Origin of the sequence: Streptomyces beihaiensis (genome assembly GCF_026274175.1) — a bacterium.
Classification (GTDB): domain Bacteria; phylum Actinomycetota; class Actinomycetes; order Streptomycetales; family Streptomycetaceae; genus Streptomyces; species Streptomyces beihaiensis.
Genome location: NZ_JAPHNL010000296.1, coordinates 1 through 14,963 on the forward strand (window position 1 = coordinate 1; position 14,963 = coordinate 14,963).

The 14,963-nt window shown below is 70.5% G+C and carries 20 protein-coding genes and 1 tRNA gene; 15 read left to right on the plus strand and 6 right to left on the minus strand.

Annotation, left to right across the window (positions count from 1 at the left end; translation table 11 throughout):
- Window positions 1-885: G1 family glutamic endopeptidase (locus OFY01_RS26080; protein ID WP_323135559.1), on the plus strand; the 885-nt coding region annotated here is incomplete at its 5' end.
- A gap of 34 nt (window positions 886-919) precedes the next feature.
- On the opposite strand, the gene OFY01_RS26085 is transcribed toward OFY01_RS26080, so the two are convergent.
- Complete coding sequence (locus tag OFY01_RS26085) at window positions 920-1,189, minus strand: hypothetical protein (RefSeq protein ID WP_266603880.1); 270 nt, start codon at window positions 1,187-1,189, stop codon at window positions 920-922.
- A gap of 149 nt (window positions 1,190-1,338) precedes the next feature.
- Here OFY01_RS26085 and OFY01_RS26090 point away from each other — a divergent pair, with 149 nt between their 5' ends.
- On the plus strand, window positions 1,339-2,364 hold the full coding sequence (locus OFY01_RS26090; protein ID WP_266603882.1) for an Lrp/AsnC family transcriptional regulator: 1,026 nt from the start codon (window positions 1,339-1,341) through the stop codon (window positions 2,362-2,364).
- Window positions 2,365-2,409: 45 nt separating this feature from the next.
- Entirely contained in the window at window positions 2,410-2,736 is a 327-nt protein-coding gene (locus tag OFY01_RS26095; protein WP_266603884.1) for a thioredoxin domain-containing protein, read from the plus strand.
- A gap of 37 nt (window positions 2,737-2,773) precedes the next feature.
- On the opposite strand, the gene OFY01_RS26100 is transcribed toward OFY01_RS26095, so the two are convergent.
- From OFY01_RS26100 to OFY01_RS26115, 4 genes are all read right to left on the minus strand, one after another.
- Window positions 2,774-3,220: an SRPBCC family protein gene (locus tag OFY01_RS26100; RefSeq protein ID WP_266603886.1), complete on the minus strand. Its 447-nt coding sequence runs from the start codon at window positions 3,218-3,220 to the stop codon at window positions 2,774-2,776.
- Window positions 3,221-3,539: 319 nt separating this feature from the next.
- On the minus strand, window positions 3,540-4,172 hold the full coding sequence (locus OFY01_RS26105) for a TetR/AcrR family transcriptional regulator (protein ID WP_266603888.1): 633 nt from the start codon (window positions 4,170-4,172) through the stop codon (window positions 3,540-3,542).
- Window positions 4,173-4,219: 47 nt separating this feature from the next.
- Window positions 4,220-4,762 carry a DUF4232 domain-containing protein gene (locus OFY01_RS26110; RefSeq protein ID WP_266603890.1) on the minus strand — a complete coding sequence of 181 codons (543 nt, stop codon included), beginning with the start codon at window positions 4,760-4,762 and terminating at the stop codon, window positions 4,220-4,222.
- A gap of 349 nt (window positions 4,763-5,111) precedes the next feature.
- Window positions 5,112-5,444, minus strand: a complete 333-nt coding sequence (locus OFY01_RS26115) for a cupin domain-containing protein (protein WP_266603892.1) — start codon at window positions 5,442-5,444, stop codon at window positions 5,112-5,114.
- Between the two features lie 62 nt (window positions 5,445-5,506).
- Here OFY01_RS26115 and OFY01_RS26120 point away from each other — a divergent pair, with 62 nt between their 5' ends.
- From OFY01_RS26120 to OFY01_RS26130, 3 genes are all read left to right on the plus strand, one after another.
- On the plus strand, window positions 5,507-6,091 hold the full coding sequence (locus tag OFY01_RS26120; RefSeq protein ID WP_266603893.1) for an HhH-GPD-type base excision DNA repair protein: 585 nt from the start codon (window positions 5,507-5,509) through the stop codon (window positions 6,089-6,091).
- Window positions 6,092-6,231: 140 nt separating this feature from the next.
- Entirely contained in the window at window positions 6,232-6,528 is a 297-nt protein-coding gene (locus tag OFY01_RS26125; protein ID WP_003955420.1) for a type II toxin-antitoxin system VapB family antitoxin, read from the plus strand.
- Window positions 6,529-6,780: 252 nt separating this feature from the next.
- The gene (locus tag OFY01_RS26130) at window positions 6,781-7,449 is read left to right on the plus strand and encodes a LytR C-terminal domain-containing protein (RefSeq protein ID WP_266603895.1); all 669 of its coding nucleotides are present in this window, start codon (window positions 6,781-6,783) and stop codon (window positions 7,447-7,449) included.
- Window positions 7,450-7,577: 128 nt separating this feature from the next.
- Here the strand turns inward: OFY01_RS26130 and upp are convergent, their stop codons facing one another.
- Window positions 7,578-8,213 (minus strand): uracil phosphoribosyltransferase, encoded by a 636-nt coding sequence (gene upp, locus OFY01_RS26135; protein ID WP_266603897.1) that lies wholly within the window; start codon window positions 8,211-8,213, stop codon window positions 7,578-7,580.
- A 303-nt stretch (window positions 8,214-8,516) separates the two neighbouring features.
- On the opposite strand from upp, the gene OFY01_RS26140 reads away from it, so the two are divergent.
- The 9 genes from OFY01_RS26140 to OFY01_RS26180 all read left to right on the plus strand — a co-directional run bounded on the left by OFY01_RS26140 (window position 8,517) and on the right by OFY01_RS26180 (window position 14,421).
- Window positions 8,517-8,762: a hypothetical protein gene (locus OFY01_RS26140; RefSeq protein ID WP_266603931.1), complete on the plus strand. Its 246-nt coding sequence runs from the start codon at window positions 8,517-8,519 to the stop codon at window positions 8,760-8,762.
- Window positions 8,763-9,164: 402 nt separating this feature from the next.
- Window positions 9,165-9,722 carry a tRNA adenosine deaminase-associated protein gene (locus OFY01_RS26145; RefSeq protein WP_266603899.1) on the plus strand — a complete coding sequence of 186 codons (558 nt, stop codon included), beginning with the start codon at window positions 9,165-9,167 and terminating at the stop codon, window positions 9,720-9,722.
- A 203-nt stretch (window positions 9,723-9,925) separates the two neighbouring features.
- Window positions 9,926-10,384 carry a tRNA adenosine(34) deaminase TadA gene (gene tadA / locus OFY01_RS26150; RefSeq protein WP_266603900.1) on the plus strand — a complete coding sequence of 153 codons (459 nt, stop codon included), beginning with the start codon at window positions 9,926-9,928 and terminating at the stop codon, window positions 10,382-10,384.
- Window positions 10,385-10,394: 10 nt separating this feature from the next.
- Window positions 10,395-10,479, plus strand: a tRNA-Ser gene (locus OFY01_RS26155).
- A 125-nt stretch (window positions 10,480-10,604) separates the two neighbouring features.
- Window positions 10,605-11,126, plus strand: a complete 522-nt coding sequence (locus tag OFY01_RS26160; protein ID WP_266603901.1) for a hypothetical protein — start codon at window positions 10,605-10,607, stop codon at window positions 11,124-11,126.
- A gap of 544 nt (window positions 11,127-11,670) precedes the next feature.
- On the plus strand, window positions 11,671-11,844 hold the full coding sequence (locus OFY01_RS26165) for a hypothetical protein (protein ID WP_266603903.1): 174 nt from the start codon (window positions 11,671-11,673) through the stop codon (window positions 11,842-11,844).
- 42 nt (window positions 11,845-11,886) lie between these two features.
- Window positions 11,887-12,180 carry a Dabb family protein gene (locus OFY01_RS26170; RefSeq protein WP_266603905.1) on the plus strand — a complete coding sequence of 98 codons (294 nt, stop codon included), beginning with the start codon at window positions 11,887-11,889 and terminating at the stop codon, window positions 12,178-12,180.
- A gap of 171 nt (window positions 12,181-12,351) precedes the next feature.
- Window positions 12,352-13,179 carry an RNA polymerase sigma factor SigF gene (locus OFY01_RS26175; RefSeq protein ID WP_266603933.1) on the plus strand — a complete coding sequence of 276 codons (828 nt, stop codon included), beginning with the start codon at window positions 12,352-12,354 and terminating at the stop codon, window positions 13,177-13,179.
- Between the two features lie 246 nt (window positions 13,180-13,425).
- Complete coding sequence (locus OFY01_RS26180; protein WP_266603907.1) at window positions 13,426-14,421, plus strand: RNA polymerase sigma factor SigF; 996 nt, start codon at window positions 13,426-13,428, stop codon at window positions 14,419-14,421.
- The last annotated feature ends 542 nt before the right edge of the window (window positions 14,422-14,963 follow it).

Here is a 14,963-nt window from a genome sequence, read left to right on the forward strand (position 1 = left end):
CCCCACTTCACCCCCCACCCCAAACCCTGGAGAACGGTCATCATGGGCAAACGCCTGCGCATCTCCCGCCCCACCGGCAGAGCCGGAGCCGCCACCGCCGGACTGCTGCTCGCCGCGGCCGTCGTCAGCCCCCTCGGCGCGGGCACCGCCGCCGCGGCCGCCGACTTCAGCCCGTACGGCGCCCGACTCGCGCCCGGGACCACGGGCCAGATCAGCCCCCAGATCAAGGACAGCCTCTGGGGCGGCTATGTCGCCCAGGGGTCCTTCGGCCGCATCACCGGCTCCTGGACCGAGCCGCACGTCACCTGCAACACCTACAACGACCTGTTCGCCCCCTGGGTCGGCATCGACGGCTACGGCTCCCAGACGGTGGAGCAGACGGGCGTGCAGACCGACTGTTCGAGCGGCACTCCGGTGCTCTCCGCCTGGTACGAGATGTACCCGGCACAGCCGGTCTACTGGAACGACCCGGTGTCCGAGGGCGACAGCATGACCGGCACCGTCGTCTCCAACGGCGGCGGCAGCTACACCCTCACGCTGACCGACAACACCAAGGGCTGGACCGAGCGCACCTCCCAGTACCTCTACGCGCAGAACGTGAGCGCCGAGGCGGTCATCGAGTCGCCCACCCGGAGCTATCCGTCCTTCAGCGAGCTCGACTTCTCCGGCATCCGCGTGGACGGGCAGGTCTTCGACTCGTACAGCCCGGGGAGCCTGACCAGCGGCGGTTACACACCTGGGCCGCTGCGGAACGGCGCCTTCTCCATGACTCCGGGCTTCGCCGCCAAGCACTCCACCGCCACCCCGAACACCACCCACCCGAACACCGTCCGCCCGAACACCGTCCGCCCGAACACCGTCCGCCCGAGCACCATCCGCTACTGACACTGACCGCGCCCGGCGTCCAGCCCGCGCAGCGTCAGCTCCGCGAGCAGCGCGGAACCGTCGGGGACGGGACGACCGAGTCGTCGAAGACGGCCCGCGGCGCGTGGTTGTAGGCGCAGTCGCCGAGGTCCGGGGCGGGCGGGCAGGCGCCCAGCACGAGGTACGCGCCCGCCGTCCAGGGCGTCCAGCGCCCCTTTTGCCGGGTGAGCGTCAGCTGACGGCCCAGCTCCGGTTCGGCGTGGATCTCCCGCCGCAGGGCGATCAGCTCCTCGGCCAGGGCACGGGCCTCGTAGGACACGGACATCCCGAGTCTCCTTCGGCCTTCTGCTGGACCTCCCCCGGCCCTTAGGATGCGAACCTCGTCACGTTCCGCCGCTCATACGCAGACAATCGTCAGCCGTCGTGCGCATTGTCGGAATGACTTATGTATGCGTACTGGCAGGGAGCCCCACCATGCAGGATCTCGTCGACGAGGTGGATCTGGAACTGGTCCATGCGCTCCAGCTCAACCCGCGGGCCTCCTGGACGGCGCTCGGGCACGCCCTGAGCCTTGACGCGGTGACCGTGGCCCGGCGCTGGGAGCGGCTGCGCGACGCCGGACTCGCGTGGACCTCCTCCGTGCCGGGGCCGGTCGCCCGTACGGGGATGCTCAGCATGCTGTACGTGGAGTTCGAGTGCGAGACGGGCGGCACGGCGGCAGCGGTGGACCACCTCCTCGCCAAGGGCCACGTCATCTACCTGCACCACATGACCGGCACCCGCTGCCTGCTCGCCTCCGTGGTGGTCGCCGACCTGCCCGCCGCCTCCACCTGGCTGCGCGAACAGCTGGGCGCCGTGCCGGGCGTGCGGGCCGCCCACGCCGAGCTCCTGGTCACCACGTACAGCGAGGCCAACCGCTGGCGGCTGGGCACGCTCGAACCGGCCCAGCAGCAGACGCTGCGCCCCTCCACCGCGACCGTGACGGACGAACCGGCCCGCCCGCTGGACGCCGTCGACCAGGCGCTCGTCCGGGCGCTGACCACAGATGCCCGGCTCCCCGCGACCGAGCTGGCCGAGCGGATCGGCGTGAGCGAACCGACGGCGCGGCGCCGACTGGCGCGGATGATGAGCGACGGGCGCATCCGGATGCGCTGCGAGATCGCCCAGTCGGTGTCCGGCTGGCCGGTGATGGCGACGCTGTGGTGCCGTGTGCCGGCGCAGCGCCTGGGCGCCGTGGCGCGCGCGGCCGGAAGCCTGCCGGAGGTCCGGCTCAGCATCGGCCTCACCGGCTCGGACAACCTGATGCTCATGGTCTGGCTGCGCGACCCCGCCCACCTGCCCGACCTCGAGAGTGCGCTGGCGGGCCGGTTCCCGGAGCTCACCATCGCGCGGCGGGCGGTGTGCCTGCGCACCTTCAAGCTCATGGGGCGGCTGCTCGACGAGCACGGGCTCGCGGTCGGCTCCGTTCCCGTGGACATCTGGCGGCAGACTGGTTCGTGAGAGCGTCCTGAAGGTCTCGTTGCCAGAAGCGGGAGGACGAGAGCGATGCGGATCGAAGTCCTGACGGTTCCCGACTGCCCGAACGGCCCCCTGCTCGTGGAGCGGATCACGGCCGCGCTCGCGGGCCGCGACGCCGAGGTGAAACACGTCGAGGTCCCCGACGAGGCCACGGCCGCCACGTACGGCATGGCCGGCTCCCCGACGGTGCTGGTGGACGGGGTGGACCCGTTCGCCGTCCCCGGCGCCCGGCCGAGCCTGTCGTGCCGGCTGTACCGGGCCCCGGACGGCACCGCCGAGGGCGCCCCCGACGAGGCCGCCCTGCGGCAGGCCGTCGAGGCCGCCGGGCGGCGTCCCCGCCGGGCGGCATCGTAGGTCAGGCGCCTGACCGACCGGCTGAGCGATCGACCGATCAGCGCCCTGCCTCAAGATGCGCCTTGACGCGGCCCAGCGTGGTGGCGATGTTGGCGTTGTTCGCGCTCATCCGGTCGAAGACCCCGGTGATCAGGATCGCGAAGGGGATGAACCAGAGCGGCGCCCGCAACCAGCTGGTCTCGGTGACCTCGCAGCCCTCGGCCGTCGGCTCGATGTCGTACTGCCAGCGGGAGATGGGTATACGCAGCGGCGTCGCGGTCACCTCGTACGCGAACCGCCGGTCACGCTCGGCGTCCGTGACGCGGCACGTGGTGTTCCAGCGGCGCACGCCGTTGCGGTTGTAGCCGCGGAACCGGGAGCCGACCGTCGCCGGCCGGGCACCGTCGAGCCAGCGGGCACGGTGCGCCTCCTCGGTAAAGCGGGTCAGGGCCGGCGGATCGCTGATGAGGCGGTACGCGTCGGCCGGAGCCGTGCGGACGGCCACGGTCCCGACGGCCGCGGGCTCCGGGAATCGAGGGATGCGGCGCGGTATGCGGGACGGCCGACGCGTTCGCGCGGCGCCCGCGGCGACTGCCCTGCCTGAGTCGCCTGTCCCGCCTGACTCGCGTGACTCGCGTGACTCGCGTGACTCGCGTGACTCGCGTGACTGGCCTGTCCCTCCCGACTCGCCTGACTCGCGTGACTCGCCTGCCGTGACCATCGGCGACTCCTCCGCCCCTGCTCGTCTCTCCCCGCTGATGTAATCGCCGATTACATCAGCGGGCAAGGACGCGGTCAAGACATCGCGCACGAAGGAATCGGCCTCAACCCTCCCCGCCCCTACAAGCGAACAAGGTGGGGTTTGCGACACCCATGCCGAACGTGTCCAGAACCTGCTCGACGAGCTGCTCCGCCCGCTCGGAGGGCAGGTAGCCGTCGACGATCATCTGGGAGAGCCCGTAGACCACCGCCTGCCCGGCGAGACCCAGGACGGCCGGATCGCCGTCGCGGAGCGTGCCCGCCTGCTGGTCGTCGACGATCGCCGCTGTCAACATCCCCTCGATGCGGCCGAGCTGCTCGTGCAGCTCGACGGGCTGCTCCGCGCCGAACACCCTCGACTTGATCAGTTCGAAGCGGTGCGGGTGGCGGATCGCGTACCGCACGAAACCCAGCCCGAAGTCGCGCATAGCGGGCCCCGCCCCCTCCGCCACAGCGGCGCTCTGCCACTGCTCGAAGTCGGCGAGCACGCGACCGGCGACGGCGGTCAACAACGCCTGCCGGTCGGCGAAGTGCCGGAACGGGGCCCCGGGCGAGACGCCCGCGCGCCGCGCGACTTCCCGTACGGTCACCTGCTGCGGCCCGCGCTCGTCCACCATCTCGAGCGCCGCCGCGACGAGCGCCGCGGGGAGCGAACCGTGGTGGTAGCCGCTGCGTCGGGATGGTGCGTTACCCGCCATATGTACTGCCCTCCTGTGCGTGCAGTGCTACCACAGGAGGGGCGTGCTCACGGTGTGGCCCCGACCGGGTTGATCTCGAACGCCCCGCACACCCGCAGGTGGTACGGGATGAGAACACTCTGGTAGGAGGCCGGCGGGTAGACGCGGACGTACGTCGACGTCGGGCGGCAACTCGACACGACATCAGGGTCGTTGGTGCGGATGGTGGCGTACACCGTGTGGTCCGGGCGGACCGCGACGGTGGAGACCGAGTGCGCGTTACGGGTGGCCGGGGAGCCGATCTGGCCGTGGCCGACGTTCACGGCGCTCACGCCCGGGTAGCCGCGCAGATCGCACGTGTGGGTGGACGTGTTGGTGAACCGGATCGGATAGAGGAACGAACCGGCCGCGCCCTGCGGCTTGCCCATGGAGAGGTACAAGTCGTCGACGTGGCAGGTGGGGACGGTGGTCGCCGCCGCCTTCGCCGTGCGGGGCGCGCCGGGCGTGCGGGGCGCGCTGCCCGCGGCGTCGGCGGAGACGGCGAACGCCGTGGTCGCGGCGAGCGCCGCGGCAGCCCCGAGCGCGGCCGCGCGCTTCGATATGTGGAACATGAACACGTTTCCCTGTCAGCGTGGAAGAGAGGTCCCGACGCGCGTCGTCCGGCGCGTACGGGGCCGGGGTCAGGGGAGCCGGAGAACGGCTCGACGTGGCGCTGTGATGCGTCCGCTCACACAGTGGTGCGACGCGGTGTGCACTTGTGGAGATGCCGGATTGACCCGGCATGGTTCCCGGTTCAGGACTTCCAGTTTATTGCGTTGTATCGGTCGTCCTGTGGTGTCTCATCGGGTTCGACCGCCTTCCGCGCCGAATGGTTGCCCTCTTCCGCCCGCCCCCGCAAGCCATGCCGCCACTTCAAGCCATGCTCATACTCCCGCTTCGGGCCATGCTCATGCCGCCGCTTCAGGCCATGACGGCGGTCAGGAGGACGACCGCGTCCGTCAGGGCAGTGAGCCCGTGCCTTTCCTGCGGGATCGCGCGGATCTGCCCCGTACCGAGCATCACGTCACCGGAGACCGCGGTGAGACGGACGCGACCGGACAGCACCTGGAGCGTCGCGCAGGCCGGCGCGTTGTGCTCCTCCAGGGTGTTGCCCTCGGTGAGGGCGATGACGCTCTGCCGCAGCGGATCCTCGCGGATGAGGAGCTCGGCGCTGCGGCCGTGCGCGGCCTGGCGGGCGGCGGCCAGATGGTCGTCGGCGAGGGACCTGAGGTCGTACGTGGTAGTGGTCGTCATGGGGTCAGGGTGGCGCAGGGGTGCGGCGTGCGCGATGCGGCGCCGCGCCGGATCATCGACGTATGGACGTCACCCTCCACATCGCCCAGGAACCGGACGCCGACGAACTGCTCGGGCGCAGTCCGCTCGCTCTGCTCGTCGGGATGCTGCTCGACCAACAGGTGCCCATGGAGTGGGCGTTCTCGGGGCCGTACACGATCGCCACCCGGATGGGCGGCGACGATCTCGACGCGCACGAGATCGCGGCGTACGACCCCGACGCCTTCGCCGCACTGCTCTCCGAGAAGCCGGCCGTGCACCGCTACCCGGGCTCCATGGCCAAGCGGGTGCAGCAGCTGTGCCAGTACCTGGTCGAACACTACGACGGTGACGCGGCCGCCGTGTGGCAGGACGCCGACACCGGCGAGGAAGTACTGCGGCGCCTGCGCGACCTGCCGGGATACGGCGCGCAGAAGGCCCAGATCTTCCTCGCCCTGCTCGGCAAACAGCTCGGCGTACGGCCCACCGGCTGGCGAGAGGCCGCGGGACCGTACGGAGAGCCGGAGGCGTACCGCTCGGCCGCCGACATCACCGGGCCGGACTCGCTCGCCAAGGTGCGGGCGCACAAGCAGGAGATCAAGGCCGCCGCCAAAGCCGCGAAGAAGTGAGCAGGGGCCGTTTCCGGCCGCGGCGCCCGGTTCAAGGTTTCCGTTTCACCCACGTTCGGCGCCTAATGTCACGTCGGCACACTCGACGCACTCCGTCTCCATGGCTGCGCCCGGTGAGCCGGGCCCGGTAGGCTTTCCGTGTGATCTTCAAGCGCATCGGAAACGGCCGGCCGTACCCCGACCACGGCCGGGAAAGCACCCGGCAGTGGGCGGACGTCGCACCGCGCCCGGTCCGCCTCGATCAGCTCGTGACGACCAAGGGGCAGCTCGACCTGGAGACGCTGCTCGCCGAGGACTCCACCTTCTACGGTGACCTCTTCGCGCACGTCGTGAAATGGCAGGGCGACCTCTACCTGGAGGACGGGCTGCACCGCGCCGTCCGCGCCGCGCTCCAGCAGCGTCAGGTGCTGCACGCGCGCGTGCTCGAACTCGGCTGAGCCGATTGGGCCGACCGAGACGATCGGGCCGACGAGACGACGAGACGACGAGACGACTGAGGCTATCGGGCTGATCGCACTCATGGCGCTCATGGCACTCATGACACTCATCGGGCTGACCGGGCCGATCGGGCTGATCAGGCCGAGAGAGTTCGACCACTCGGAGCGCGCATTGCACCTTTTGGGTCGTACTGGGCGACTGCCCGTGATCATTTAATAGGCATCACCGCCGCGCCGCACTACGCTGCGCCCATGAGCATGCTCACTCCCCCCGGCATGGGAGGTAAATACCGCATCACGGGAGACAAGTACCCCAGGATGCGGCGCGGCCGTTCACGCAGCAGGATCGTGCTCGCCGTCGTCGCGTCCACCGCCGCGGTCGGCCTGATCGGCTGGGGCTCCTTCCAGCTGGTCGACGTCTTCACGGGCGGCGGGTCCTCCACCACGGCGGGCCACGGCACCACGCACTGCGCGACGAACGCGCAACATGCCGCGAGCCGGTCCGAGAGCACGGGCGCCGCGCGCCCCGCGGACCGCATCCCGTCCCCCGCCGAGATCACGGTCAACGTCTTCAACGCCACGCCCCGCAGCGGCCTGGCCAGGAAGACCGCGGACGAACTCAAGAAGCGCGGGTTCAAGATCGGGGACGTGGCGAACGCGACGGCTCAGTACGACAAGAAGGTCAAGGGCCCCGGGATACTGCTCGGCGCGAAGGCGGCGAGCGACACCGCGTTGCCCGTACTCGGCACGCAGCTGTCCGGGGCACAGCGGAAGCTGGACACCCGGAAGAAGGCGACGGAGGTCGACCTGATCATCGGCTCCGGCTTCACGTCACTCGCGACCAAGTCCGACGCCGACAAGGCCCTCCGGGCACTGACCCACCCGAAACCCACGGCTTCGCCTTCGCGGACCTGCGGCTAGTACGACCAGAGGGGCCCGAGGAGAGCCACCCCCCTGCGCCCCCTGCGCCCCCCCCTCAGCCCCTTCCAGCCCTTCCAGCCCTTCCAGCCCGTCCGGCCCGTCCGGCCCGTCCGGCCCTTCCGAAGGAACTACTCGGCCGCGCCGTACATCCGGTCGCCCGCGTCGCCGAGGCCGGGCACGATGTACCCGTTCTCGTTGAGCCGCTCGTCGACCGAGGCCGTCACCACGGTCACCGGCGTGCCCGCGAGCTCCCGTTCCATGATCTCGACGCCCTCCGGCGCGGCGAGCAGCACCACGGCCGTCACGTCGTCCGCGCCGCGCGCGATCAGTTCCTTGATGGCCGCGACGAGCGTGCCGCCCGTGGCGAGCATCGGGTCGAGTACGTACACCTGACGTCCGGACAGGTCCTCCGGCATGCGCGTCGCGTACGTGGACGCCTGCAGCGTCTCCTCGTTGCGGATCATGCCGAGGAAGCCCACCTCGGCGGTCGGCAGCAGCCGCACCATGCCGTCGAGCATGCCGAGGCCAGCGCGCAGGATCGGCACGACCAACGGGCGCGGGTACGACAGCTTGACGCCGGTCGTCCGGGAGACGGGGGTGTCGGTGTCGACCTGCTCGGTGCGCACGTCACGGGTCGCCTCGTACGCGAGCAGGGTGACCAGCTCGTCGGCCAGGCGCCGGAAGGTGGCGGAGTCGGTGCGCTTGTCGCGCAGCGTGGTGAGTTTGTGCGCCACCAACGGGTGGTCGACAACCTGCAGACGCACGGTTACTACCTCCAAGGGTCCTAAGGGTCCCCAACAGCAATGACGGCCGCTTGTGGCGACCCTTGCCACCAGGCTACCGGCGCCCGCCCCCGGCTCCGGGACGGCCGACCGGCCCCTCGGCCGCCCACTGGCATCGACCGCCGTGCCCGAGGGACAGTGGAGAGGATTCACCCATGGGAGTGACGACCGGTGGAGACTGGGGTGGTGTGGCCCATGCCGGACCGCGAACGCCGACGACAGCCCGAACGGGAGCCCGAGTGGAAACGGCCCCCGTCGGCCGACTCCGACGCGGAGACGGACACCGTGACGAACACCGAGACGGACTCCTGGACGCACTCCGGGACAGACGCCGAGACAACGGGCTCCGGGCCGGACGCCGACACGGACGCCGACACGGACTCCGAGACGGACGCGGAGCGCAGACGGCGTCGGGCCCTGTTCCTGCGTGAGCTGACCGAGGCCCGTGAGCTGCGTGCCCGCGTCCAGCCGCGCCGCGCGAGAGCGGCGAGAATGCGTCAGCACATGAGGATGCGCACTTTCCGCTGGTGACCCGACACGATGTCCACCGATCTCAACGGATCTGACCGATACGGGCGTGCGCGGACCACGCGGACCACGGGGACCACGGGGACTGCGCGCGCCTGCGCGGACCGCGCGGACTGCACGGACTGCACGGACTGCACGGACTGCGTGCACCGACACGGACCTGCACGAACCACCCAGCCGCCGGCCCCCCGCCCCGGCCGCCGACACGCCGCCGGAACGCCGCCGGGACCCCCGTTCCGCCGGGCCGTTGAGGGCGCGCAGCCAACACAGCGAGCGGAAGACCTCTCCTGGAGCCCTTCTTTCTGCCACGATTCCGAGTGGGCGGGGCTGAGCTGCACTCCCCTCCCGACAACCCCGCCGGGGGGACCCCCGACCGGCACACCTGAGACCAGTGGGAGAGTCACGGTGTACTTCGCCGCACTGCTCGCGCGCACCGAAGACGGGTGGGAAGCGAGCGATACAGAGCTCGACGACGTGGAGACCTTGTCGGACCTGTCCGACCTGGCCCGCGAAGCGGCTGCCGAGGCCGGCGCCGAGGACGACACGGTCCTCGTCTTCATCGAACAGGAGGACACCTGGTTCGGCGTCGTCCGTGTGGACGGCGAGGACGACCCTCGCATCTTTGTCTCCGACGCCGCCGCGGCAGCCCGGAGCAGCTATGGCGAGATCCTGCTCACCGACGAACTGCTCGGCAAGGAACCGGACGGGCCCGGCGGCATCGACGACCTCGACGCCCTCGACCTGGACGGCACCGAGGACGGCGAGCCTGAGAACGCGGACGACGAGGACGAGGACGACGGTTCCGGCGCCTCGGCGGTACCCGCCGGGCCGATCGGGGACACCGGGCTCCTCGCCGACCTCGGCGTCTCCGACAAGGAACTGCTGTCCCTCGACAGCTCGGACGCGCTCAGCGACATCGCCGAAGTGCTGGGAGCCGCGGAGGTGCTCGAGACAGTGCGCTGACCGTCGCGGCGGGTGGCCGGACGTCCACCGGGTACGGCCGTCACCCCCGGGGATACATTCCCCAGGTGACACCCGGACCGCCCCACCCCCCCGAAGCCCCCGATCCCGTCGAAGTCCCCGATCCCCCCGAAGCCCCCGATTACCCCGAACTCCCCGATCCCTCCGCAGCCCCCGATCCCGTACGAGACCCTTGGGCGCCGCTCATGCGGCAGGCGCTGGCCGAGGCCGGGCTCGCCGCCGCGAGCGGCGATGTCCCGGTCGGCGCCGTCGTGGTCGGCCCCGACGGCACGAGCGTGCTCGCGACCGCGCACAACGAGCGGGAACTGACCGGCGACCCCACGGCCCACGCCGAGGTCCTGGCGATCCGCCGCGCGGCACAGGCCCTCGGCGGTTGGCGGCTGACCGGGTGCACACTCGTCGTCACCCTGGAACCGTGCACGCTGTGCGCGGGCGCGGCAGTCCACTCCCGGCTCGACCGGGTCGTCTACGGCGCCCGCGACGAGAAGGCCGGAGCGGCGGGTTCACTGTGGGACCTGATCCGCGACCGGCGGCTCAACCACCGCCCCGAGGTGATCGGCGGTGTGCTGGCCGACGCGTGCGCCGAGCCCCTCACCCGCTTCTTCCGAGATACGGATTTCAGACCACAGCCGCCTATGGGCTAGAGTTCCTCTCGGTAGCGTGTCCGAGCGGCCGAAGGAGCTCGCCTCGAAAGCGAGTGTGGCGCAAGTCACCGTGGGTTCAAATCCCACCGCTACCGCAGGTAGACGAAGGGCCCGGTCCACTTGGACCGGGCCCTTCGTGCTGCTCCTGCGTGGGCCGCTTCGCACTGAAGTACGTTCGGCCCATGACGCATGCCATGGAGGCCGGCGCGGAGTTCGCCCCGTGAGCGGCTGGTGGGACTACTTGGAGGCGTCGACCCGCCAGGAGGTCGACGCCGACGTGCTGGGCGACCGTCCGCTCATGGCGGTCAAGGCCGTGTGGGAGGCCCTGCGCCCGCTGGGAGTCGGGCTGGGCGAGGCGGAGCAAGTGGTGTACGCGCGCTACGAGGCGCTTGGCGATCGCGTGCGGTACACCCCGCCCGACCGTCTCGACACCCCCGCGCTCGCGGCCCGCGCCGCGGCACTCCCCGGCCGAGTGACCGCTGTTGAGGCTCTCTGGGACGGCGACACCTTCCACGACTGGTTCGTGGTGCTGGTAGCGGTCCTTGACCGTCCGAGCGGGGAAGGCCACCTGGCGACCGTCCGGCAAGGCTCCGGCGTCGCTCAGGCGAGTGCCGCCGCGGCCGAGGCGGGCCGGGCCCTGGCCGACCACCTCGGGGTCCCGTTCCACTTCGCCTCCCCGGACGTTCCCGACGACACGGCTCCACGCCCGCGGACGGGCGAGGGCCTGTCGGAAGGCTCATGACCATCCCGCGACCGCAGCCCCGCTCAGGTCCTCACCCCGACTCAGAACCCCAGGCCGAGCCCAAGTCCGGGTCCGAGTCCGAGCCCAAGTCCGGGTCCGAGTCCGAGCCCGAAGAGCCCCGGCGCCTGACCAGGGGCGCCGGGGCTCTCCGTCCCGCTCGGGTCGGGGGGAACGGCATCGGGGGGACAAGCCGTTCCCCCCGATGAGGACGATCTCCCGTAGCCCACGCCGCGTCAGGGGGAAGCAGCGGCGCGAGCCCCGCAGTCGGGGGGTCGTCCCTGCCCTTCGGATTCCTGCCAGATCCTCCGGGCTCGCCACCCATCCTGCGCCACCGGCACCGCCGTGAGCAGCAGCAAAAGACCCGTAAGCGGAGGTCGTTGGTCCTTAAAGGTCAGGTGAGTACGGGGCCGGGTCCCACGGGCCGGGTTAGACTCGCGCCCGGCACCGGGGATCACCTGCACGAGGGACCCCTGTGACGGACGGGAACGACGGACACACAGGGCCGGCAGGACAGGACCGCGGACAGGACCAGGGGAGGCCGAGCGTGGTGCAGGCGAAAAAGGTGAGTCTGTACGTCGCGATCGTGTTCGTGCTCTACGTGATCATCACGGACCCCGCCAAGGCCGCCGACTACGTCCAGATAGGGTTCGAGGGCATATCCAGCGCCGCGAAGTCCGTCGGCGACTTCATGACGTGGGTCGTCAACGGAGGCAAGTGAGCCCCCGGCGCCGCCCGGCACCAAGCCCCTGGGAGCAACTCCGTGATCCGCCACCTGGTCCTCTTCAAGCTCAACGACGGCGTCAGCCGCGACGAACCGCGTGTCGTCGAAGGCGTCAGGGCCTTCCGCGCGCTGGGCGAGCAGATCCCCGAGCTGCGGTTCTGGGAGTGCGACTGGAACATCACCGACCGGCCCATCGCGTACGACTTCGCGATCAACTCGGCCGTCGAGGACACCGACGCCCTCAAGCGCTACATCGAGCACCCCGCGCACCAGGCGGGTGTCGCTCTGTGGCGCGAGTTCGCCACCTGGGTGATCGCCGACTACGAGTTCTGACCGCCCTCCTCTCCGTCTCATCACCAGCCCCTCGCCGAAACGGCGGGGGGCTGTTCCGCGTCCATCCCCAACACGTGGTTATGCGGTGCTTGCACACAGTGCACATGTCTTGTGATGCTATGACCGCTTTTGACCGATGAGTTGACGGAAGACGAGTTGACGGAAACAGAGGTGGCGTTGACCGTGCCGGCCAGTACTGCGCCTCAAACGGCCCCGGAGGGGGCGCCCGCCAAATCCCGCGGCGCCGACACCCGGGCGCTGACACAGGTCCTCTTCGCGCAACTCAAGGAGGTGCCGCAGGGCAGCCCGGAGCACTCCCGGCTGCGCGGCGCCCTGATCGAGGCGAACCTGCCGCTGGTCCGGTACGCCGCGGCCCGCTTCCGCAGCCGCAACGAGCCGATGGAGGACGTCGTCCAGGTCGGGACCATCGGGCTGATCAACGCCATCGACCGCTTCGACCCGGACCGCGGGGTGCAGTTCCCGACCTTCGCCATGCCGACCGTCGTCGGTGAGATCAAGCGGTACTTCCGGGACAACGTCCGCACCGTCCACGTACCGCGCCGCCTCCACGAGCTGTGGGTGCAGGTCAACAGCGCCACCGAGGACCTGACGACCGCCTTCGGCCGCTCCCCCACCACCGCCGAGATCGCCGAGCGGCTCCGCATCACCGAGGAGGAAGTCCTCACCTGCATCGAGGCGGGCCGCTCGTACCACGCGACGTCCCTGGAGGCCGCCCAGGAGGGCGACGGCATGCCGGGGCTCCTCGACCGGCTCGGCTACGAGGACCCGGAGCTGGACGGCGTCGAACACCGTGACCTCGTACGGCATCTGCTCGTACAGCTGCCCGAGCGCGAGCAGCGCATCCTGCTGCTGCGGTACTACAACAACCTGACGCAGTCGCAGATCAGCGCCGAGCTCGGCGTCTCGCAGATGCACGTGTCAAGGCTCCTCGCCCGGAGCTTCGCCCGGCTGCGATCCGCAAACAGGATCGATGCGTAGCTGAATCGGGTAGAGCGGTCCAGGGGCGAATTCTCGACAGAATCACGTTCACGCCCAGCCACACCCCTTGTTTCCTGCGGCGATTCACCCTTTCCATGTCGACATGTCACTACAGCGTGTTGCCGACATGTGACATTCTGCTGGAACCGCGTTTGGCGCAGCCTCACGACCGGTATTCAGGTGGAGGCTGCGCTCCTACCTGACGGGAGCGCCCGCCGCGACCGTCCGCGACCTCAAGGGGGTGGCATGTCCGCAGACGAGGGCAGCTCGAAGGTGCTCACACGCACGCTCGGCACGCTCCGTACGCCCGGCGATGCGAACGACTCCGCACCTGCCGCGCTCAGCGACGACGACCAGCGGACGCTGGTCGTCGCCCCGCAGACACCCGAGGTGTCCGAGGCACCGGGCGTGCCGGGGGCGCCGGACGGGCCCGGCCTCTCGGGCGCCTCCGAACCGCCGGTACCCACCGAGACCTCCGGGGCCATCGACACCCGGACCCTCTCCCGTTCCCTGTTCCTGCGCCTGGCCACGCTCGGCGAGGACAGCCCGGAGCGGGTCTACGTACGTGACACCCTCATCGAGCTCAACCTGCCGCTGGTGCGGTACGCGGCGGCCCGCTTCCGCAGCCGGAACGAGCCGATGGAGGACATCGTCCAGGTCGGGACCATCGGGCTGATCAAGGCGATCGACCGGTTCGACTGCGAACGGGGCGTGGAGTTCCCGACGTTCGCGATGCCGACCGTCGTCGGCGAGATCAAGCGGTTCTTCCGGGACACGTCGTGGTCGGTGCGCGTGCCGCGCCGCCTCCAGGAGCTGCGGCTCGCCCTCACCAAGGCCAGCGACGAACTCTCGCAGAGGCTTGACCGCTCGCCGACCGTCCCCGAACTCGCCGCGGCCCTCGGCGTCTCGGAGGAGGACGTGGTCGACGGCCTCGCGGTCGGGAACGCGTACACGGCTTCCTCGCTCGACTCCCCCGCGCCCGAGGACGACGGCGGCGAGGGGTCGCTCGCCGACCGGCTCGGGTACGAGGACTCGGCGCTTGAGGGAGTCGAGTACCGGGAGTCGCTCAAGCCGCTGCTGGCGAAGCTGCCGCCCCGCGAGCGGCGGATCATCATGCTGCGGTTCTTCGCGAACATGACGCAGTCGCAGATCGGAGAGGAAGTCGGGATCTCCCAGATGCACGTGTCGCGACTACTGACCCGCACTCTCGCGCAACTGCGGGAGGGACTGATCTCGGACTGACCTCGACTGGCCTCGACTGGCCTCGGGCTGACCTCGACTGGCCTCGGGCTGACCTCGCTGCTCCCGACTGCGCTCCACCGCTCTCGACCGCTCTCGACCGCTCTCGGACTGACCTCTGAGTGAAGGCCGCGCGTCAGGCTCTCCCTCACCTGCCGGGGTTCCCGTTTGACGGTTCGTCAGACACACTGTGGGCCATGCTGCGGACTTGGGTGCGTGGGCGGAGAGGGGCGGCCGTCGGGGCCGCCTCGGTGGCCGTTGTCTGCCTCGGCGGGTACGTCGCCGTCGGCGCCGGCGGCGGATCTTCGCAGGCGCCCGCGGTGTCCGCGTCGCCCACCGGCAAGGTGCGGTTCGTGCCGATCGGTCCCGGCGGGACGAACTCCCGTGAGGAGTCCGGGCGTTCAGGTAGTGGTAGTGGTAGTGGTAGTGGTACCGGTGGCGGCGCTGGTGGCGGTGGGGGCTCCCGCGCCAGTGCTGACGGCGGTGACCGAGGTGGAGGCGGTAGCGGTAGCAGTAGCGATGGCGCTGTCGGTTCAGGTGTGCCC

What these genes read in the sequence shown, in the direction of transcription:
- OFY01_RS26180 (WP_266603907.1), top strand. Translation starts at nt 13,426, where the DNA reads ATGTCCGCAGACGAGGGCAGCTCGAAGGTGCTCACACGCACGCTCGGC.
- OFY01_RS26110 (WP_266603890.1), bottom strand. Translation starts at nt 4,762, where the DNA reads ATGTTCCACATATCGAAGCGCGCGGCCGCGCTCGGGGCTGCCGCGGCG.
- OFY01_RS26085 (WP_266603880.1), bottom strand. Translation starts at nt 1,189, where the DNA reads ATGTCCGTGTCCTACGAGGCCCGTGCCCTGGCCGAGGAGCTGATCGCC.
- tadA (WP_266603900.1), top strand. Translation starts at nt 9,926, where the DNA reads ATGCGGCAGGCGCTGGCCGAGGCCGGGCTCGCCGCCGCGAGCGGCGAT.
- OFY01_RS26105 (WP_266603888.1), bottom strand. Translation starts at nt 4,172, where the DNA reads ATGGCGGGTAACGCACCATCCCGACGCAGCGGCTACCACCACGGTTCG.
- OFY01_RS26090 (WP_266603882.1), top strand. Translation starts at nt 1,339, where the DNA reads ATGCAGGATCTCGTCGACGAGGTGGATCTGGAACTGGTCCATGCGCTC.
- OFY01_RS26130 (WP_266603895.1), top strand. Translation starts at nt 6,781, where the DNA reads ATGAGCATGCTCACTCCCCCCGGCATGGGAGGTAAATACCGCATCACG.
- OFY01_RS26120 (WP_266603893.1), top strand. Translation starts at nt 5,507, where the DNA reads ATGGACGTCACCCTCCACATCGCCCAGGAACCGGACGCCGACGAACTG.
- OFY01_RS26115 (WP_266603892.1), bottom strand. Translation starts at nt 5,444, where the DNA reads ATGACGACCACTACCACGTACGACCTCAGGTCCCTCGCCGACGACCAT.
- OFY01_RS26095 (WP_266603884.1), top strand. Translation starts at nt 2,410, where the DNA reads ATGCGGATCGAAGTCCTGACGGTTCCCGACTGCCCGAACGGCCCCCTG.